This is a genomic window from Humibacter sp. (assembly GCF_035547335.1).
Lineage (GTDB): Bacteria > Actinomycetota > Actinomycetes > Actinomycetales > Microbacteriaceae > Humibacter.
Window position 1 is genome coordinate 142,683 of sequence record NZ_DASZVF010000002.1, and the last position, 20,120, is coordinate 162,802.

The following is a 20,120-nucleotide window of genomic DNA, read 5'->3' on the forward strand; positions in this document are numbered from 1 at the left end:
GTGCTGCGCCCTGACGTGAGCCAGGCTCTCGGCGAACGCAGGCCGGCCTCGGCGAGGGTTGACGGCGTCCCCTCACGAAACGCATAGACAGGCCACGTTAGGGTGAGTTGCTGACGCCTGCGACCGGATCGACCGTTGCCGGCGACCCACGCTCTTTCTCCATCCCCCTTATACGAAGAGGACGACAGATGGCTACTGGCCGCGGTGCGAACGGTCCGAGCAAGAAGGACCGCAGGGAGGCTGCACGCGAGCACGCGCGACTGATGCGCGAGGAGGCCGCGAAGAAGGCCAGGCGCCGCAAGTGGTGGATCCAGGGATCCGTCGCCGTCGTCATCGTCGCCGTGCTGGCCGTGGTGGCGCTCGTGATCGTCAACTCGATTCCGCAGGGACAGACCTCCGCCGGTCCGAAGAACATGATCAGCGACGGGATCGTGCTGACCTCCTCGACCAAGGCCGTGCGCACCCCAGCCCTGGCCGCCGGCGAGAAGCCGACGCCGACGACGCAGTCTGACACGTCGAGCAAGGCGTACATCACGCTCTACGAAGACCTGCAGTGCCCGTACTGCCAGCAGTTCGAGCAGACCAACATGACGCAGATCACCCAGTGGCTCGACTCCGGGCTCGCGCAGCTGGAGGTCCACCCGCTCAACTACCTCACGTCGCCCGCGAACGGCGGCTACGCTCTTCGGGCCGCGAACGCCGTCTCGTGCGTGGCCAACTACGACCCCGACAAGTTCCTCGCCGTGAACTCGGCGCTGTACGCGAAGCAGCCCCAGGAGGGCACGGGCGGGCTGCCGAACTCGCAGATCTTGTCGATCCTGAAGAGCGCGGGCGTCAGCTCGAGCAGCATCACGAAGTGCGTGAACAACACCAGGTACTCGAACTGGCTGAACGCGGCGACCAAGCGGGCGACGACCCAGAAACTGCCGAACTCCGACGTCACGACGTTCGGCGGCACGCCGACCGTCATCGTGAACGGCCAGCAGTACAAGGGTTCGCTCACCGACGCGTCCGCGTTCTCCTCGTTCGTGCAGTCGACCGTCGGTTCGTCCACCTCGACGCCCACTCCGACGCCGACGCCCACCGCGACCCAGTAGGGCGTCCGGCCAGGATGCCGTGACGCGAGCGATCGTGAAGCGGCAGAGCGGCGGGAGCGTGCGCCGCGACCTGGGGCTGCGGCTGCGGGCTGCCGGCCGCGGCTGCGGGCTGCGGGCTGCGGGCTGCGGGCTGCGGGCTGCGGAACGACCGTCTCAGCCGGCGGACGCGATCACGTCGTCCGCGCGCTCACGCGCCCAGCGCTCCGCCTCCGACAAGGCCGCGAGGTCGAGCTCGGCAGGCGGCTCGTGCTCGTCAACCACGCGGCGCACCGTGTCGACGATGCCGAGGAACCCGAGCCGTCCGGCGTGGAACGCGGCGACCGCCTGCTCGTTCGCGGCGTTGAAGACGGCCGGGTACGTGCCGCCTGCCCGACCGACGCGCTTCGCGAGGGCCAGGGCGGGGAAGGCATCCTCGTCGACGGGTTCGAAGGTCCACTGCTGCGCGGCGCTGAAGTCCAGCGGAACGCCGACGCCGGCGACCCGATGCGGCCAGTCCAGCCCGAGCGAGATGGGCAGGCGCATGTCGGGCGGCGACGCCTGGGCGATGGTCGAGCCGTCGACGAACTCGACCATGGAGTGCACGATCGACTGCGGATGCACCACCACGTCGATGCGGTCGTACGGCACGTCGAAGAGCAGGTGGGCCTCGATCACCTCGAGCCCCTTGTTGACCAGCGTCGCGGAGTTGGTCGTGACCACCTGGCCCATGTTCCAGGTCGGGTGGGCCAGCGCCTGCTGGGGCGTGACGTCGGCCAGCTGGGCGCGGGTGCGGCCTCTGAACGGGCCGCCGGATGCCGTGACCACCAGCCTGCGCACCTCACGGTCCGTCCCGGCGCGCAGCGCCTGCGCTATCGCGGAGTGCTCGGAGTCGACCGGCACGATCTGCCCCGGTCTCGCCCGCTCGGTCACCAGCGCTCCCCCGACGATGAGGGATTCCTTGTTCGCCAGAGCGAGCGTCGCGCCCGTCGCCAGCACGGCGAGCGTGGGGCCGAGCCCGACCGATCCGGTGATGCCGTTGAGCACGACGTCCGCCTCGACATCGCGCACGAGCCGCTCGGCATCGGCTGAGCCGAGCGCCGTGTGCTCGACGCCGAACTCCTCGGCCTGCTCGGCGAGCGCATCCCTGTTGCTCCCGGCCGAGAGTCCCACAACCTCGAACCGTTCCGGGTTGCGCCTGATCACGTCGAGCGCCTGGGTGCCGATCGAGCCGGTGGATCCGAGAATCAGTACCCTGCGCATCCGCTCATCGTATCCGCGGCGATGATGCGCGGCACGGGCCTGTGCCCGGCCGCATCACGGCGCGCGTCACAGTCCGCAGATTCGAGCGCCAGGAGACAGAAGAAGCGCGGGTCAGTGCTGGGTCTTGAGGATGTCGATGACGAACACGAGCGTGTCCGTGCCCTTGATGCCGGCCTGGGACTGCCCGGCGCTGCCGTAGCCGTCGGCGGGCGGGATGACCGCGACGACCTGGGATCCGACCATCTGCCCCACCAGTGCCTTGCTGAATCCGGGAACGACCTGCGACGTCTGCAGGGTGGAGAGCCCGCGGCCCCAGCTCTGGTCGAAGACCTTGCCCGTTCGCCAGTTGACGCCCTGATACTGCAGCGTCACCTCGTCGCCGTCGGCGACGGTGGCCCCCGTGCCCTTCTTCAGCACCTCGACCTTGGTCTCCGTCGGCGGCTTCAGGCTCTTCGGGATGGTGACGCTCGGCTTGCCGTCCGACGCGAGCTTGACCGTCGGGAAACCCTGCTGCGGGGGCTGTGCGGCGCCGTCCGCCTTGTTCGGAACCTGGTCGAGGATGTCGACGACGAACACGACGGTGTCGGTGCTCTTGAGGCTGCCCACGCTCGACGGGTCGGCTCCGCCCCACGCCTCCTTGGCCGTCGACGTGGTCACCAGCCGCGAGCCCACAGAGGCGCACTCCACGGCCTGCGTCAGCCCGGGGATCATCGTGGAGTCCCCCACCGTGACCGGAATGGTCGCCGTTCCCCCGAAGCCGTTGCTCGTGAGCTTGGCGCCGCTGGTGCCGTTGTACGCGACGAGTGCGACGTCGACCGTCGACCCGTTCTTCGCCTCCGACCCGTCGCCCTTGGTGATGTAGCTGCGCTGCGTGCCCGTCGCCTTCAACGGCTTGTCGAACGTCACGGCCGGCTCGGCGCCCTTGTCCCCCGTGACCTTCACCGCGCTCGACACGCTTCCGGCCTTGGGCGCGGTGCACGCCTTCGAGGCGGCGCTGCCGGAGGTCGATGGCGAGGCGGTGCTGCCCGTTCCTCCCGAGCTGGCGCAGCCCGCGAGGAGCAGAGCGGCGGCGGACACGGCAAGGACTGCGGGGAGTTTCAGGCGCACGGCACAGCTTTCTGAACACGAACAGTGGGGCCTTCAGTGTGCACCACGCTCCTCTGCCCGCGCTGTGAGCCCACGTCGTCGAGAGCGGGCTTCCGCTCGTCGCGGCCACCGTACGATGGGGGGATGCCTCGCGATTCGTCAGTGACCCGGGACTTCTCCGTCCCACAGAGCCGTTCCGTCGTGACCCCGCTTCCGGGGCCTCGCTCCGTGGAGCTGCAGCAGCGTCGCGAGGCATCCGTCTCACGCGGGGCGGGAACGCTCGCGAACATCTACATGGACCACGCATCGGGCGCGATCCTCGTCGATGTCGACGGCAACCGGCTGATCGATCTCGGATGCGGCATCGGGGTCACGACGATCGGGCACGCGCATCCCGCCGTGGCTGCCGCTGCGTTCGAGCAGGCCAGCCGCCTGACTCACACGCTCTTCACCGTGACGCCGTACGAGAACTACGTGCGCGTGGCCGAGAAGCTTGCCCAGGTGACGCCCGGCGAGTTCGAGAAGCACTCCATCCTCGTGAACTCCGGTGCCGAGGCCGTCGAGAATGCGGTGAAGATCGCGAGGAAGCACACGGGTCGCCGGGCGATCGTGTCGCTCGAGCACGCGTTCCACGGACGCACCAACCTCACCATGGCCATGACGTACCGGCCGTGGCCGGAGCGGGCGGGAATGGGCCCGTTCCCCGGCGAGCTGTACAGCGTGCCTGGCAGCTACCCGTTCAAGGACGGGCTCAGCGGCGAGGAGGCCGCCGCGCGCACCATCGACTACATCCAGACGCACATCGGCGCCACCGAGATCGCGGCGTTCTTCGTCGAGCCGATCCAGGGCGACGGCGGCATCGTCATCCCGGCCGATGGCTACCTCAACCGCATCGCCGAGTTCTGCCGGGAGAACGGCATCGTCTTCGTGGCCGACGAGATCCAGGCAGGCATGGCGCGCACGGGCGCCTGGTACTCGATCGAGCACTTCGGCGTCGTGCCCGATCTTGTGACGAGCGCCAAGGGCATCGCGGGCGGCTTCCCGCTCGCCGCGGTGACGGGCCGCGCGGAGATCATGGATGCCGTGCAGCCGGGCGGGATCGGCGGCACGTTCGGCGGCAACCCGGTCTCCACCGCTGCCGCCCTCGCCACGTTCGACGTGATCGAGAGCGAGAACCTCATCGCGGAGGCGCAGAGGGTCGAGCGGGCCATGCAGGCACGCATCGGCGACTGGGCCGAGCGTTTCGGCGTCGTCGGGGACGTGCGCGGCAAGGGCGCCATGTGGGGTGTCGAGCTGGTCGTGCCGGGAACGCGCCGGCCGAACCCGGAGGCGCTCACCGGCATCCTGAGGCACGCCACGAGCAACGGCGTGATCGTGCTGGATGCCGGCAGCTGGGACAGCGTGCTGCGCATCATGCCGTCGGTCGTGATCAGCGAGGAGCTCATCGACGACGCCGCGAGCGTCATCGAGGTGGCGCTGGCCGCACAGTCGGCCTGATCGAGTACGCCACGCCGGACGCCGCGATCGAGGTGGCGCCGACGGCGCAGTCGGCCTGAGCGAGGATGCGATGCGGGCGCCGAGATCCTGTCGGCTCCGATGCGTGCGCCAGAGCGATGTCCGGCGGTCAGGCGGCGAGAAGCTGCGGGGTTCCCGTGTTCGGCAGGGAGCCGGTCGCTCGGGACGGCGTCCGCCGTCGTGCCGTCAGGTCGAGCACGGGAGCGACAGGTCGCCCCTGGCCTCGTTCCGCCACGATGAGCTCGGCGTCCGTCTCACGCATCAGCTCGCGCAACGTGATGCCCAGCACGGAGCACACCGTCTGGATGATCTCGCTCGAGGGCTCCTTGCGACCGCGTTCGATCTCGGAGAGGTAAGGCAGCGAGATCGCCGAGGACTGCGACACCTCGCGCAGCGTCAAGCCCCTGGCGAGCCTCAACCGGCGGATCGCCGACCCCACGGCGTACCTGAGAAGCATCCGCCTCTCCTCCCTTGTTCGCGTTCGATGCGCGGTCTCGGAACGGTGTGACGCGGCGACGGTCGCGCCACTGCTTCGAGGCTACGCGCAGAGGCCGTTCCGGCCGGCGATTCGCGGTTCTGCTCTGCGCGAAGTCGCGCTGGGCAGAAACGGCCTCGCGACGGAATCCGCTCGCAGCAGCATGGACCAACACCGGCCCGCGTTCGAACGAACGCCCCGCAGAGGCCACGGCCCGTCGCGCGGAAAGTGCCGGACGACAACGGAGTGAGTGCATGACAGAGACAGTTACCCCTTCCGCGTCTTCGCAGGTCTTCGACCGATTGCTGGAGGACCGCATAGTCTTCCTGGGCGTCGAGGTGGACGATGCGATCGCCAACGAGATCTGCGGCAAGCTGCTGCTTCTCGCCGCAGCCGACCCGAAGCGCGACATCCAGCTGTACATCAATTCGCCGGGCGGATCGGTGACGGCCGGCTTCGCCATCTACGACGTGATGCGCTACGTGGCGCCTGATGTGGTGACGGTCGGGCTCGGGTTCGCCGCTTCGATGGCGCAGTTCCTGCTGAGCTCAGGCACGCCGGGCAAGCGCTTCGTGCTGCCGAACACCCGCGTGGTCATGCATCAGCCGCACGGCGGGTTCGGCGGGACAGCCGCAGACATCAGCAGGCAGGCCGAGCAGATCGTGAAGTTCAAGAACGAGATGGCGCGGCTCACCGCCGAGCAGACGGGCCACGACATCGAGGAGATCCTGCGCGACGGCGATCGCGATGCCTGGTACACGGCGGACGAGGCGGTGCGCTACGGGTTCGCCGACCGGGTGATCTCCTCGCAGGACCTTCTTGCGGGCATGGGCCGGACCGCTCTCAGCGCCTCGTAGCGGCCCGCAGACGGATGCGCGTCGCCGCAACGCCGTCGCGGCGCGGCAACGCCGCACCCGCACCGCCATGCTGATGCGCATCGGAGAGCGATCCCCGCGGTAAGCCCCAGCGCATGCCGAGGTTCGGGCACATAGGGTCGAGGCATGCCCGCAGCTGACCGCGATTCCGAGCGGGCGCGCGGGCGGCTGCTCGCGGCGGATGCCGGAGACATCGCGATCGTCGCCGCCGCCGCGCTGGCCGTGATCGCTCTCGTGGTGCTCATGCTGGTGGTGCCGCGCGCGTCGTCCCGGCCACCGTCGGATGCGCACTTCCGGCCGGGCCTGATCATCAGCGACGCTGCGTTCTACAACCCGGACAGCATGACGCGTTCGCAGGTGCAGCACTTCCTCCAGACCCGATCGTGCGTCTCGGCCGATGGATCGCCGTGCCTCGCCGACTACCGACAGGACACCCCTGACGAGCCGACGCAGTACGCCCACTGCGCCGCATATCACGGGCGAGCCGGCGAGCGGGCGAGCACCATCATCGTGAAGGTGGCGCATGCCTGCCGCATCAGCCCGAAGGTGCTGCTGGTGCTTCTGCAGAAGGAGCAGTCTCTGCTCACGCATCCCAGCGCGTCCGGCTATCAGCGCGCCACCGGATACGCCTGCCCCGACACGGCGGCGTGCGACGCCAGGTACTTCGGATTCTTCAACCAGGTCTACAACGCCGCATGGCAGTTCAGGGAGTACACCGTCGGTGGCAGGTCCTGGCGCTATCACGTGGGGAGCGTGCCGATCCAGTTCCATCCCGACACGACGTGCGGGTCCAGCACGGTCGACATCCGCAACCAGGCCACGGCGAACCTCTACAACTACACGCCGTACCAGCCCTCGCCCGAGACGCTGAAGCATCCCGACACTGCCACGGGATGCTCCACCTTCGGCAACTTGAACTTCTGGCGGCTGTACAAGGACTGGTTCGGCTCGCCGCTCGCCGAGCTCGTCCCTCCGCAGTACGACGCCTGCCTGAACCTGGTCGACGGCAGGCGGTGCTTCCCCGACCCGGTCACGGGCCTGTGATGGCGCACACCTGGTCTTGCCCATAGTCATGCCCGCGGCGGCATACGCGGCTTCGTAGTGTCGAGCCATGACCACACTGTCGCGGCCGGAGTCCAGGATCATGCCGAAAGCGGCCACGACGAAGGCTACGGCCATGTCTTCGGTGCCGGCTCGGCATGCGCACGAACAGCGTCAGGACGCACATGCACAGCGCCCGCCCGAGTCGGCCGCAGTTGCTCGTACAGCCCGACGAGTGCGTCGCCCCCGTGCGGGCGCCGTCTACGCCTTCGGCCGGTTCGTGATCGCGCCGCTGGCGAAGCTGCTCTATCGGCCGCGCGTCATCGGTCGTGAGAACGTGCCGATGGCGGGTGCTGTCATCCTCGCGAGCAACCACCTCTCGTTCATCGACAGCGTGGTGATCCCGGTCGTCGCGCCGCGTCGCATCCAGTTCCTGGCGAAGTCGCACTACTTCGAGGGCACCGGGTTCGCAGGCTGGGTGAAGCGCACCTTCTTCACCGCCATCGGCGCCGTCGGCGTTCGCCGCGGCGCGGGCAGGGACTCGCAGGACGCCCTCGAGATCAGCAAGGGCATCCTCGAGAGCGGCAACGCGTTCGCGCTGTACCCGGAGGGGACGCGATCGCGGGACGGCCGCCTCTACCGGGGTCGCACGGGAGTGGCATGGCTCGCCCTGACGACCGGTGCTCCCGTGGTTCCGGTGGGCCTGATCGGCACGGAGAAGCTGCAGCCGGTCGGGTCGAAGGTGCCCGCGTTCGCGAAGGTGACAGTGGCCTTCGGCAAGCCGATCGACGTCTCCTCATTCGGTCCGGCCTCCAGCGGCAGAACCCGGCGCGAGGCTACCGACGCCATCATGGCGGAGATCCAGCGTCTCACGGGCCAGACGGAAGCCGGCACCTACAACGAGGCGCCCGCGGACGACCTCAACGGCTGAACCCTCGAGCCGAACCTCTGCGGCTGAATCGTCGTGCCGACCCTCTGCCGCTGAATCATCGAGCTGAGCCTCTGCCGCTCAATCGTCGCATTGAGCCGCCTCCGAACCTCAACGGCTGAACCGTCAGGCTGAGCCTCTGTACTCGGTGATGCCGCCCGGTCGAATGGCTCACGCCATCGTCTGGCGCCAGTCGTCCGTCACGGCGCGGCCGTCAGCCGTCACCGCGCGGCCATCGCCCATCGCCCACCGCCCATCGCGCTCAGCCTTCGCCCATCGCGCCGCAGCGTCGTCCATCACGCCGCAGCGGTCGTCCATCACGCCCCAGCGTCGTCCATCACGCCCCAGCGTCGTCCATCACGCCGCAGCGGTCGTCGAGGGCTCGTGCTCCACAGGGAAGTTCACGGACGACGCGATGAAGCACAGGCGGGATGCCTCTTCGTGCAGACTCTGCGCGAGCTCCACCTGTCCCTGCTCCGCGACCGTGACAGCGGGCCGCAGGGTCACCGAGGTGAAGTGGCCGCCGCCATCCGCAGCTGTGGCCATCGTGCCCGTTGCCGAATCGGTGTAGCCGGTCACGACCACTCCGTTCTTCTGCGCCACATGCAGATAGCTGAGCATGTGGCATTGCGCCAGCGCCGCCACGAGGAGCTCCTCCGGATTCCACCGCTCGGGGTCGCCGAAGAAGGCACGATCACTGGAGCCTTCGATGGGCGGATTGCCCTCGGCCCTCACGATGTGGTCGCGGCCGTAGTCCCGGTAGCCGCTCGTCCCGGTACCGCGATTACCCGTCCACTCCAGGGTCAGGGCGTAGTGGTGGTCGACGTTCATGCGCTGGAATCCTTCCCCTGCCGGTCCCTCTCGGGCAGGCCTCTACTCTGCCCCATCCGGCGCGATCCTCCGTGGTCGCACACTCCGCCGTTCAAGCCATGAGGATCGCACGGATCGTCGGCTGCGCCGCAAACATCCGTCGTTCGGCCCTCGTTAGACTCGGATCACCATGAGCGATCCGGTGCGGGCCCCGCGACTTGTCGGCGGCACCTTCGAAGTCTCGGGCGCCGTGGAACTCGCGGTCGCGGAGCGCAGCGGCTTCATCGAGACCCGTCACGTCGGTTCCGCGCTCGTGCTGTCCCCTGACGGCGAGCGGATGATCGCCCTCGGCTCGCCGGACGCACCCATCCTGCCGCGTTCCACGCTCAAGCCGTTCCAGGCCGTCGCGTCGATCGGAGCCGGCGCGCGTCTCGACGGGGAGCAGACGGCACTCGCCTCCGCCAGCCACGCTGGCACCGCAGCCCATGTGGCAGTGGTGCGTCGCATGCTCACTGAAGTCGGTCTCGACGAGAGCGCGCTGCTCTGTCCGCCCGCGCTGCCTGCCGACAGTGACGCCAGGAACGACGTGCTCGGTGGCGGCGGGCGGCCCTCGCCCATCTACATGGAGTGCTCCGGCAAGCACGCCGGCATGCTCTCCGCGTGCGTGGCGAACGGCTGGACCACGGCCGACTACACGGATGCGCGGCACCCCTTGCAACAGCATGTGAAAGACGTCGTCGAGCGTCTCACCGGCGAGAAGGTTGCCCACACGGCCGTGGATGGATGCGGCGCGCCCGTGTTCGCGATCACGTTGGCCGGCCTCGCCCGCGGCGTGCAGCGCGTGGCGACGACCTCGGAGCAGTCGCCCTTCGCGCTGTATCGGAATGCCGCTCGGGTGTACAGAAGCGCGCGCGAGCATCCATGGGCCATCTCCGGTTCCGGCAGACCCGACACCGTGCTGATGGAGCTGCTGCATTGCTATGCCAAAGCGGGCGCCGATGGCGTGATGACCATGGCGACGGATGACGGCACGGCCGTCGCCGTGAAGGTGCTCGACGGCAATGTCAGGGCGGCGAGGACGGCGGCCGTCGCGCTCCTGGCGAAAGCCGGCGCCATCACCACTGACGCCGCGCAGAGCGCGCTCGAGGCGGCGGACACCGTCGTGCTGGGCGGCGGAGCACCGGTCGGACGCCTGCGCCCTGTGGTCTGAGAACTTCGCGGTCGAAGGAGACCGCGAGCGGGCGACGACGCCCCTAGCGAAGAGACAAGGAACACGATGAGAATCTCCATTCCGCGCGAGATCAAGAACAACGAGTACCGGGTAGCGATCACACCTGCCGGAGTGCACGACCTCGTCGGCAATGGTCACGAAGTGCACGTCGAGCGCGGCGCCGGCGAAGGGTCGTCCATCGCAGACTCCGCCTATTCCGACGCGGGCGCGATCATCGAGCCCGATGCGGCCAGCACCTGGGCGGCCGCGGAGCTCCTGTTGAAGGTGAAAGAGCCGATCGAGAGCGAGTTCGGCTACTTCCGTGACGGGCTCGTGCTGTTCGCCTACCTGCACCTGGCCGCAGCACCCGAGCTGACTCGCGCGCTCATGGATGCGGGCGTGACGGCGATCGCGTACGAGACGGTGCAGCGTCCGGACCGCACGCTGCCCCTGCTCGCGCCGATGAGTGAGGTCGCGGGAAGGCTGGCTCCCATCGCGGGTGCGAACGCTCTGCTCAAACCGCAGGGCGGTTCCGGACTGCTGGTTCCCGGCGTGCCGGGAACGTATCCGGCGAAGGTCGTCGTGCTCGGCGGGGGCGTCGCGGGCACGAACGCCGCATCGGTGGCCGTCGGCCTGGCCGCGGACGTCACGGTGCTGGACACGAACGTGGGCCGGCTGCGCGAGCTGGATGCGCTCTACGCGGGGCGGATCAAAACCATCGCCTCGACCACCTTCGAGGTCGAGCGTGCCGTGCTGGACGCCGATCTCGTGATCGGCTCCGTGCTCGTGCCCGGGGCGAAGGCCCCGAAGCTCGTGCGCAACGACATGGTCGCCAAGATGCGACCGGGCAGCGTTCTCGTGGACATCGCGGTGGATCAAGGCGGCTGCTTCGAGGACTCCCATCCCACCACCCACGACGCACCGACGTTCCGCGTGCATGACACGGTCTTCTACTGCGTTGCCAACATGCCGGGCGCCGTGCCGCACACGTCCACGCATGCCCTGACGAACGCGACCCTCCCCTACCTTCGCGCGATCGCCAACAACGGCTGGCGCTCCGCACTGCAGGCCGACGCATCCCTGGCGCTTGGACTCAACGTGGTCGGCGGGTCCGTGACGAACAAGGGCGTCGCAGAGGCGAACGGGATCCAGCCAACGGCGCTGGAGGACGCGCTTCGCTGATCGCCCGGAAACCAGACGCCCGGAGAGCAGACGCTCGGAGACGAGACGCCCGGAAACGAGACGCCCGGAAAGCAGAGAGCAACGGCGAACCCTGCCCGGTTGCGGCGATGCCGCTGCCGCATGCCTCATGCCGGCAACGTCGCCCTCGTGAACTCCATCGAGGAGTCGCACACGATGACGTGGCCGGCCTGGGCAGGCGGCGGCAGCACGCGAGCATGCAGTATGGCACGCACCTGCGCGAGGGTGCAGCCGTCGAACACCAGAGTCGACCTCTGCCGAAGGCGGCCGAGCAGGGTCCAGTTGGCCTGCCAGACATCCGCATCCCCGACCACGACGACGGCTCGCCCGTCTTCCGTGACGCTGACCGAACCGGGCTCCGGTGCCGGGACGAGGGATTCCGGCGACGTTCTTCCTAGACCGGTGCCCACCTCGCCGAGGTCGACGACGTCCAGCTCGGCGAAGACCACACGCAGGCGTCGTACGAGCGCACCGGGCGATCGGGTCACGACGAGCGTGAGCGAGGCGGGCGGGAACGTGAGAACGGGCGGCCGTCGACTGGCGGATGAAGGCTCGGACTCGGGTGCAGGGACATCCGTCATTGCGACCTGTACGGCGCGTTCGTGCCACACCCCCCGGCCGGGTGGAGCGGAGGGATCGTAGAGGTCGGCAGGTGCGCCGGAGAGAACGTGCTCCTGCTTGTCCGCCTGGCGAAGGAGCAGACGTTCGCCGAATCGTCCCGCAACGCTCCGAAGTCCGGTAGGCAGCATTGCCGCCGTGCACTCGACGGCGATCCCGGCTCGCGGGCCGTCCACCAGGAGAGAACGGATCCGCTCGGCCATGGCGTCGCGGTGCTCGTCATCGAATCGGTCGAGGAGCGCATCCACGTCGTCGATCAGAACCAGGCATCCGCGATCGTCGTCCTGGCGAGAGTGCAGGAGCGACTCCGCCCGAGTCATGGCGTCCCACGCCCCCTCGATGCCGGCCGGCACCGCGATCACGGACCCGGTCCATTGCGAGGAGATCGTCGCGAGAACCGTGGACTTGCCGCTCCCGCGCACCCCGAGGACGAGAAGATGCGCACGAGCAGGCCGGTAGACGACACCCTCTTGCACTTGTCGATCGGGATCGTCGCCTGCGCCGATCACTACCGCACCGGCGGGTGGCGCGCCGAACGCCCTGAGCGGGATGACGTCGGGCAGCGCAGGCAGCCACGGAGCGCGTTGACGGGAAGCCGAGGAGTGCGCGCGCACGACGGCCTCGACGTCCGCGGACTCGACCGTCGCGGCCTGCGCGATCAGCAGGTCGCCGTCGCGCGCCACCACGAGGCGCCCTGGAACGCCGTGCGGCAGACGCGCAGCCGCATCCGTCCCCAGGAGTGCCGTGCTGTCGCTGTCCGATGCGACCCGCAAGGAGACGCGCAGCGCGCAGTTCGCGAGAAGAGCATCGCTCAGCACGCCGGTCGCCCGCTGAGTGCCCAGGATCAGGTGAACACCGAGCGCTCGACCTCGGGCGGCGATGTCGGAGAAGAGCTCGCTCAGCTCGGGGAATGCAGCGAGCATCGCCGCGGCCTCGTCCACGACGATGACGAGACGCGGAAGCGCGCCGCTCGCCTCGGCGATGTCCGATGCGGCGAGGTCGGCCAGCTTCGCTTCGCGTCTGCGCAGCTCGGCGCGCAGACTCTTCAATGCCCGTGCGGCCTCCCCGTGCGCGAGATCCGTGACCACGCCGACCGTGTGCGGCAGCGCGGCGAGACGGCGGAACGCAGTGCCGCCCTTGAAGTCGACGAGAAGAAAGTTCACCGCATCGGGCGCCGCGATGGCCGCCATCGCCAGCACCCACGTGATGAGCAGCTCGCTCTTGCCGCTTCCCGTCGTTCCCGTCACGATGGCGTGCGGGCCGGACGCCACGAGGTCGAGCTGGAGCGTGCCGGACGCCGTTCTCCCCACGACGGCCATCAGCCCCGTCCCGTTTGCGGGCTCCACCGCGGGAAGCTCAGCGAACCGGACGGTCGAGGGCAGCGGTCTGCCGAGGTCGACACCCCGTGTTCTGGCCGAGGCTGCAAGCTCGCGACCGAAAGCCGCGGCGGTCTGTGCGGTGACGAGCTCCGTGCGCAACTCTCCGACCGCGTGCGCCGGCGCGAGCACCGTGAGCCGGCCGTCAGCCGACACCTCCGCCACCAGACGGCATCCGGCCGGCAGCTCGTCGACACGCTCGGCGACGGCGAGAGTCGCAGACCGAGCCGATGCCCCGCCTCGCCCGACGGGGGTGGCCGCGGTGACCTGACCGGCCGGCGCTTCGCCTCGAGCGCCGTCCCCGGTGTCGTCGAGGATGCGGAGCACGAGCGGTTCGTGCTGTGGGCTCGCGCCGTGCGGATAGTCGTCGAGCCAGTCGTATGCCTCATCGGGCGGCGCCACGATCGCCATCGCACCAGGAGGATGCGAGTGAGCGAGTTGCACGACGAGCCCCCTGAGCGCCGCCCTGGCGACCGGAGGTAGGCCGATCAGCCCGATTCCGTCCGATGGGTCGGCGACGATGGGGACATCCGCGATCGTCCGGGCGGCGACGAGCAGCTCGCGGTCGCGTTCTGACGCTGCCGACCCGGACACCGTCAGAGCGCTCGTCGTCCTGCCCGTTCCGATGCGGACGGCGGCGAAGTCGTCGTCGCCGTGCGCCCATCGTCGTGGCCGGTGCTCAGCGTCGGAGACCAGCGAGCTCGCGGCGGGATGCTGCTGATCGCGCATTCGACGCTCGCGCTCGTGTGCGACGGCGACGTCTTCGCGATACCTGGCCGCCTCGGCCGCGAACGTGCGTTCATCCGCCCGCCGTCGTCTGCGGGCCGAGATGCGACCGTCGACCACGCCTGCGACGGCGATGACCGGGCTGAGCGCGGCGAACGCGAGCATGTAGGGCGAGCGGACGACGGCGAAGAGAATGGCGGCGCCGACGAGCGGAACAAGGACCGCGAGCAGGGGAAACCCGGATTTGGGTGGTGGCGGCGGCTGCCTTGGCAAGGCGAGCGGCTCGGCCTCGAGGGGATCCGGGACTGGCATGCGTCCAGTGCACTCGAACTGGCGAGCCGGCGGGGGTCCTCCTCGGAAGTCGGTGGAGTGACCACGACGAAGGGGTCTGGGGACGCAGGGCGGCACTCGGAGAATCCGGATCGGGAGCTCGGCGTCCCAGAACGCGACCGGCCACTCCACGCTCGAAGCGGCAGGACCGTCATCCGCCAGGCAGCGTCAGCGCACGTCGAACCAGTGGTCGCCGATCTCGACGCGTCCGCCTCGTGGCACCCGGTATCGTCTGCCGGGTTCGCACCGGTGCGGGCCGCCGGCCGGCGGGATGATCACGGTGCCGTTGGCCGAGTAGCGGTCGCACACCCACAACTGGCCGTCTTCGACGCCGAACTCGAGGTGCGTCTTCGAGACGGAACGCTCATGGTCGGCGATCGACACCAGCTGGTCGAACCGCTCGTTCGGTTGCGCGAACGGCCGGCGGCCGAGCAGGCCCGCACCGACCACGACGATGCGCTCACCCGTGGAGAAGGACAGCACATACGGCACGGGCAGGATCGGACCCGTCGGGATGTCCGCTTCGGACGCTCCCGTGGACCTCGCCGACGTGGGCGCTGCCGAGCGTGCGGCGTCCGGCTGTCCAGTCTCAGTGTGTCCGTTCTCAGTGCGCCCGGCCTCCGAGGGTCCGGCCTTCGAGCCTTCGGCCCGAGTGCGGCCATCCTCTGACGGCGCGCTCTCCGGACCGGCAGGCTCTGCAACCCGCGACTGCTCCGCTAGGCGGGCCTGCTCGGCCGGCGACGGCGACGCATCCGTCGTGGCGATCATGGCTCTCCACACGGACCGGGGCGGGATGACTGTCGTGTCGCCCGGTCTCGGGTCTTCGAGTCGATCGCGTGGAACGGTGATGGCGTGCACCGCCCGGCCGCAGTTCCCGCAGAACATCGCGCCTTCGGGCAGCGCCGCCCCGCATGACGCACAGTTCACCGCAACCTCCTCACCGCGACCTCCTTCTTCGCACCGCGTCCTTTCCGTGTGCGCTTCCACGGTAGCCGCCCAGCGACCGAAGCGAGATGCGGGCGCGCAGTCTGCCCCAACGGGTGGTGCGCCCGTCGAGGTCCCTGCGCAGCTCGTCAACGGCCCGCCAGACCTGCTCGGCGTCGTCGTCGGTGGGCTCGGCGCGCCCGAACGCCGACCTGTCGGCCACGGCGGCCAGCAGCACAGGACGAGGGCCGCCGACCGCCTGCGCCACCTCGGTGCGGGTGGCAGCACCCGGCGGCACGTACCCGTGGTCGACCGCGATGTCGGCGAACTCCCGCCACGCGCCCGAGATGCGCCCGCGAGGCAGGACCCGGGGTGACCGGCGGGAACGATGCCGCTGCCACTTCGCGGCGATCACGGCCAGGAACGGGGACGCGACCAGCGCGAGCACCAACAGGACCCACCCGAGCACACCCAGCACGGTGAGAAGGATGCTCATCCAGAGCGGCATGTCGTCGTTGTGCTCTTGCGCAACGTGCGACTGCGGCGGCGGGCTCTGTTCGCGATCCACGTCGTCCTTCGGCGGCTCGACCGCCGACTGCGGCCGCGAGATCTGCTTGGGCTCGTCGGGCTTCTTCTGCGGGATGGGCCGCACCTGGGGGTTCGGGTCGACGTCGACCCAGCCATCCTTGGCCGTCTGCACCTGGATCCACGCCGTCACGTCGGATCCCGTGATCGTCACCCTCTCTCCACTCGCCTTCTGCGGCATCGTGAAGCCGAGCACGACGCGCGCCGGGAACCCGATCTGCCTGGCCATCAGCGCAGCCGTGACGGCGTACTGCTCCTGGTCGCCGATCATCGGCTGTTGCGTCAGCAGGGAGTCGATGCGGTCGGCCCCGTGCCCCGAGAGGCTCTTCGGCTCCGTGCCGATCCCATGGCTGACGTAGCCGGTGTCGGCCAGCTGGCGCAGCGCGGCGGCGAGCTTCGCTCCCTGGGTCGCCGCGTCGCCTTCGTAACGGTGCACCGTGTCGTCCAGGCGGCTGGGGACGACGGAGAGCGAAGGGAGCTGGGCGTCACCCGGCCGAGCCTTGGCGAGTTGTGCCAGCGTCCAGGTGGGCGTGGCATCCGCCGTGATGCGGTACGAGTCGCCTTCACGCAACTGCGACACGTCGGCCATGGTGGCCGTCGTCGAATTGTAGTAGAAGCCCTGACGCAGGCTGTCGGGTGAGCTGCCGCCGAACGAGATGCTCCGAAGGTCGCCGAACGTGGGCAGCCACGGCCCCGTAAGACCCTGAAGCGTGACGTCGACCGTCTGAAGAGGCCTCTTCGAGGGGTCGGATGCCGCCGGCAGGCTGAGCGTGTCGGGTACCCGCGCGAAGGCACCCGAGTCTCCCGGCTGGGTGCCGACCGAGTACACGATCCCGTCGTATGTGTCCAATGTCGCGATGCGCAGACGGTGCACGTCTCCCGCGCCTCGCACAGTGAACAACGGCTCGTCGGATCGAGGCGGCTCCAGATAGGACCGGAAGCCGGCGAGCGGACTCGGATAGTCCCGTGGGTCGAACGGCGGTGTCGTCGCCGTGCGGGCCACGGTGCGGACCGCCACGGGAGGGATGCCTGCAGCGACACCGGCGGCCACGCTGAGCGCCAGCACGACGGCGAGCACGGCGATGCCGACGGATCGCGCCGCCGCGAGCGAGCGTTCGCTGCGGCGCACGCCGTCCGCGTGCTCACTCGCCAGGGAGACCAGGCGCGAGAGGCGACGTCGGCGGCGCATCCAGACCAGCCAGCCGACGCTGAGTGCCGCGACAAGGAGGGTCAGCGGGAGCGGGGTGGCCGCCGTGTCGGAGCCGAGCACGATCGCCAGCACGAAGACGACAAGAGGCGGGACGAGGGCGAGCTCGGGCATCCGAGACCGCAACGAGATCGTCACGGCGACGAGCGCGGCGGCGAAGGCCAGCAGATAGGCGGGCACCAGCAGCGCCTGATAGGACCCCACCGGCACCGAGATGGTGATGAGCTGCTTCCAGCCGAGCGGAACAGCCGTGATGAGGTCGAACAGGCCCTGCGGCGTCGGGACCACGCGCCACAGAGTCTGCGTCGGAACGGCGAGCGGCACTCCGAGCACGAAGAACGTGCCGAGAGCGACGAGCACCGTGACGAGCGTCGACCAGCGCCAGATGGCTCCGGCAATGGCCACTGCGGCGCCGGCCACGATCGCTCCGACGGCCATGACGATGAAGTCCGCGTCGCGGTACACGGGCCAGAACACGGCAACGCACGCGCCGACCAGCACGAGAAGATCCGCGGTGCTGACGACGAGGTAGAGCGCGTGTCGACGTGTCATGCCGCCCTCGATCGGGACAGACTCGAGCGCAGATCGTCGAGATAGCCGATGGTGAGGATGCTCAGCTCGCCCACTCTGCGCAGGCTCGGCGACACCCCTGCCGTGCAGCGAACGACCACGACGTCCACACCAGCACGGAACATCGTGCCTGCGTGCCGGAGCTGTGCCGTCGTGACGGTCGATCCGCAGACGAGGAACGCCACCGAGAGGTCGATCGTCGTGTCCGCTGCCACCTTGGCGACGTCGGCGATGCGCAGCGCACCGGTCGCGCGTTCGACGCGGCAGAGCGCATCCAGCAGCCTGGTCGGCGTCACGCTGTCGAGCGTGCGAACGTCGAACACCGGAGTCTTCGCGAAGTCGGGCGTGCGCTCGCTGACCACGAACGAGACGGTGCGACCGTCGCGCACCGCTCGCACCCCGAGGGATGCCGCAGCGCTCACGGCGAGCTCGAACTCCTCATCGGAGGCGAAGTCGCCTTCGGCCAGGGACAGCCCGATGAGCAGGTTGCTGCGCCGCGTCTGCTCGTACTGGCGCACCATGAAATCGCCGGTCTTCGCCGTGCTGCGCCAGTGGATGTGCCTGCGCTCGTCCCCGCGCGCGTACTCGCGCAACGCGTGGAACGACATGTCGCTGGTGGTGAGGTCCCGGGTGGAGTTGCCCTCGAGGTCGCGCACCAGTCCGGTGCTCATGCTCGGCACCGGAACCGTGAGCGGATGCACGAACAGCTCGGCCGTCTGCTCCCAGTCGCTCTCCCGCCGCAGGAGTCCGACCGGATCCGCGCGCACGGAACGCACCGGGCCGATGGTCACGACGCCTCTATGCGGCGTCGGCACGAGGAACACGTCGCGGAACTCCGCGTCCGGTCGGAGTCCGGGCACCGCGAACTCGGCGATCCCCTCCCCCACCGGCACCTCGATACGAGCCGCCAGCAGCCCTCGGCGAGTCGGGTTGGAGACGATGACGTCTACGGGAGCCGGCGTTCCGACGACCACACGTGGCGTCGGCAGCTGCAGGCGTGCGCTGTATGCCACGGAACCCATCAGATACAGCACGGCGACGACGAAGAGCGCCACCCCTGTCCACGCGAAGACCACGGCCTCCGACCATCCCGCGACGTACCCGGCGATGAAGGCGGCCACCGTGACCATCGCCACGCAGACGCCCGTGACCGTCGTGACTTCGCTGACCCGTCGCCACACCCTCGCGCACACGGCCGAGAAGGCGCGCCACGCCTGCACGGCTGCGACGATGGCATCCGCAAGCCTGCCCTCGCGCGCGCCGACCAGCCGGGTTCTCGCGTTGTCGAGCCCGGTGCTGCTGCCTGAGGGTGCGTCGAAAGTCACACCGCTGCCCCGTCCAGCGGTGGCGGCGTCTGGAGCACCACGTTGGCGACGACGCTCTGCGCGGTGACGCCGTCGAATTCGGCCTCGGGGTCCAGCACGATGCGGTGGGACAGCACCGGTTCGGCGAGCGCCTTCACGTCGTCGGGCACCACGTAGGGTCTGCCCATCCCGGCTGCGTACGTCTTAGCGGTGCGGATGAGCGCGAGACCACCTCGCACGCTGACGCCGAGACGCACCTCCTCGGCGTTGCGCGTGGCATCCACGAGGCGTGAGACGTAGTCGTTGATGGACGCGTCGACGTGCACGGCGCGTGCCAGCTTCGACATCGTCGTCACCATGTCGCCCATCACCACCGTCGGCAGCACGGTGTCGTGCGCTGCGTGATCAGCGCCCTCGAGGATGCGCACCATCGAGGCGTGATCGGGGTAGCCGATGGACGCCTTCATGATGAAGCGGTCGAGCTGCGCCTCGGGCAGTCGGTACGTGCCCGCCTGCTCGATCGGGTTCTGCGTGGCGATGACCATGAACGGCGGCGCGAGGTGGTGCGTGACGCCGTCGACGCTGACCTGCCGCTCCTCCATGACCTCCAGCAGCGCGGACTGCGTCTTCGGGCTCGCTCTGTTGATCTCATCCGCCAGCACGACGTTGGCGAAGACGGGGCCCTGATGGAACTCGAAGTCACCCCTTCTCTGGTCGTAGACACCGACACCGGTGATGTCGCCCGGCAGCAGGTCGGGGGTGAACTGGATGCGGCTGCTCGTTCCCGAGATCGTCTCGGCGAGCGCTCTCGCCAGGGAGGTCTTGCCCGTGCCCGGTACATCCTCCAGCAGAAGATGTCCTTCGCTGAGCAACGCCGTGACGGCCAGGCGGATCACGTGAGTCTTGCCCAGCAGGACCCGTTCGACGTTCGCGACGATCGCATCCACCGTGGTCTGGAACCAGGATGCCTGGTCGTCGGTGAGCGGGTTGAGCGAGCGTGTCGC

At 69.3% G+C, this 20,120-nt stretch carries 17 protein-coding genes and 1 pseudogene; 7 read left to right on the forward strand and 11 right to left on the reverse strand.

Annotated elements, in window-relative coordinates:
• Positions 1-188: 188 nt before the first annotated feature.
• Complete coding sequence (locus tag VHB92_RS00695; RefSeq protein WP_325450367.1) at positions 189-1,097, forward strand: DsbA family protein; 909 nt, start codon at positions 189-191, stop codon at positions 1,095-1,097.
• Positions 1,098-1,250: 153 nt separating this feature from the next.
• Here the strand turns inward: VHB92_RS00695 and dxr are convergent, their stop codons facing one another.
• Both dxr and VHB92_RS00705 read right to left on the reverse strand, forming a co-directional pair.
• Entirely contained in the window at positions 1,251-2,336 is a 1,086-nt protein-coding gene (gene dxr / locus VHB92_RS00700) for a 1-deoxy-D-xylulose-5-phosphate reductoisomerase (RefSeq protein ID WP_325450368.1), read from the reverse strand.
• Between the two features lie 111 nt (positions 2,337-2,447).
• Positions 2,448-3,443, reverse strand: coding sequence for an FKBP-type peptidyl-prolyl cis-trans isomerase (locus VHB92_RS00705; RefSeq protein ID WP_325450369.1), 996 nt, complete (start codon positions 3,441-3,443; stop codon positions 2,448-2,450).
• Between the two features lie 123 nt (positions 3,444-3,566).
• Here VHB92_RS00705 and VHB92_RS00710 point away from each other — a divergent pair, with 123 nt between their 5' ends.
• Positions 3,567-4,919: an aminotransferase class III-fold pyridoxal phosphate-dependent enzyme gene (locus VHB92_RS00710; protein ID WP_325450370.1), complete on the forward strand. Its 1,353-nt coding sequence runs from the start codon at positions 3,567-3,569 to the stop codon at positions 4,917-4,919.
• A gap of 127 nt (positions 4,920-5,046) precedes the next feature.
• Here the strand turns inward: VHB92_RS00710 and VHB92_RS00715 are convergent, their stop codons facing one another.
• Positions 5,047-5,394: a helix-turn-helix transcriptional regulator gene (locus VHB92_RS00715; RefSeq protein WP_325450371.1), complete on the reverse strand. Its 348-nt coding sequence runs from the start codon at positions 5,392-5,394 to the stop codon at positions 5,047-5,049.
• Between the two features lie 47 nt (positions 5,395-5,441).
• Here VHB92_RS00715 and VHB92_RS00720 point away from each other — a divergent pair, with 47 nt between their 5' ends.
• From VHB92_RS00720 to VHB92_RS00730, 3 genes are all read left to right on the forward strand, one after another.
• Complete coding sequence (locus VHB92_RS00720) at positions 5,442-6,269, forward strand: ClpP family protease (RefSeq protein ID WP_414653038.1); 828 nt, start codon at positions 5,442-5,444, stop codon at positions 6,267-6,269.
• Between the two features lie 144 nt (positions 6,270-6,413).
• Positions 6,414-7,331, forward strand: a complete 918-nt coding sequence (locus tag VHB92_RS00725) for a hypothetical protein (RefSeq protein WP_325450372.1) — start codon at positions 6,414-6,416, stop codon at positions 7,329-7,331.
• Positions 7,332-7,563: 232 nt separating this feature from the next.
• Positions 7,564-8,259, forward strand: a complete 696-nt coding sequence (locus tag VHB92_RS00730; protein WP_325450373.1) for a lysophospholipid acyltransferase family protein — start codon at positions 7,564-7,566, stop codon at positions 8,257-8,259.
• Between the two features lie 168 nt (positions 8,260-8,427).
• Here the strand turns inward: VHB92_RS00730 and VHB92_RS00735 are convergent, their stop codons facing one another.
• Entirely contained in the window at positions 8,428-8,574 is a 147-nt protein-coding gene (locus VHB92_RS00735) for a hypothetical protein (protein WP_325450374.1), read from the reverse strand.
• 39 nt (positions 8,575-8,613) lie between these two features.
• Positions 8,614-9,087 (reverse strand): OsmC family protein, encoded by a 474-nt coding sequence (locus VHB92_RS00740; RefSeq protein WP_325450375.1) that lies wholly within the window; start codon positions 9,085-9,087, stop codon positions 8,614-8,616.
• A 169-nt stretch (positions 9,088-9,256) separates the two neighbouring features.
• Here VHB92_RS00740 and VHB92_RS00745 point away from each other — a divergent pair, with 169 nt between their 5' ends.
• Both VHB92_RS00745 and ald read left to right on the forward strand, forming a co-directional pair.
• Positions 9,257-10,276, forward strand: coding sequence for an asparaginase (locus tag VHB92_RS00745; protein ID WP_325450376.1), 1,020 nt, complete (start codon positions 9,257-9,259; stop codon positions 10,274-10,276).
• Positions 10,277-10,342: 66 nt separating this feature from the next.
• On the forward strand, positions 10,343-11,458 hold the full coding sequence (ald, locus tag VHB92_RS00750; RefSeq protein WP_325450377.1) for an alanine dehydrogenase: 1,116 nt from the start codon (positions 10,343-10,345) through the stop codon (positions 11,456-11,458).
• Positions 11,459-11,583: 125 nt separating this feature from the next.
• Here the strand turns inward: ald and VHB92_RS00755 are convergent, their stop codons facing one another.
• The 6 genes and pseudogenes from VHB92_RS00755 to VHB92_RS00775 form a co-directional block, all read right to left on the reverse strand.
• Positions 11,584-14,508: an FtsK/SpoIIIE domain-containing protein gene (locus VHB92_RS00755; RefSeq protein ID WP_325450378.1), complete on the reverse strand. Its 2,925-nt coding sequence runs from the start codon at positions 14,506-14,508 to the stop codon at positions 11,584-11,586.
• Between the two features lie 186 nt (positions 14,509-14,694).
• The gene (locus VHB92_RS00760) at positions 14,695-15,018 is read right to left on the reverse strand and encodes an FHA domain-containing protein (RefSeq protein ID WP_325450379.1); all 324 of its coding nucleotides are present in this window, start codon (positions 15,016-15,018) and stop codon (positions 14,695-14,697) included.
• 369 nt (positions 15,019-15,387) lie between these two features.
• Positions 15,388-15,513 (reverse strand): annotated as a pseudogene (locus VHB92_RS16670) (zinc-ribbon domain-containing protein); the annotation flags it as partial.
• Positions 15,464-17,794: a transglutaminase TgpA family protein gene (locus tag VHB92_RS00765; protein WP_325450380.1), complete on the reverse strand. Its 2,331-nt coding sequence runs from the start codon at positions 17,792-17,794 to the stop codon at positions 15,464-15,466. The gene VHB92_RS00765 and the pseudogene VHB92_RS16670, both read right to left, overlap by 50 nt.
• A complete protein-coding gene (locus VHB92_RS00770; RefSeq protein WP_325450381.1) occupies positions 17,791-19,137 on the reverse strand; it encodes a DUF58 domain-containing protein in 1,347 nt (448 codons plus the stop codon). Before VHB92_RS00770 ends, VHB92_RS00765 begins: the two co-directional genes overlap by 4 nt.
• Positions 19,134-20,120: MoxR family ATPase (locus tag VHB92_RS00775; protein ID WP_325450382.1), on the reverse strand; the 987-nt coding region annotated here is incomplete at its 5' end. The genes VHB92_RS00775 and VHB92_RS00770, both read right to left, overlap by 4 nt.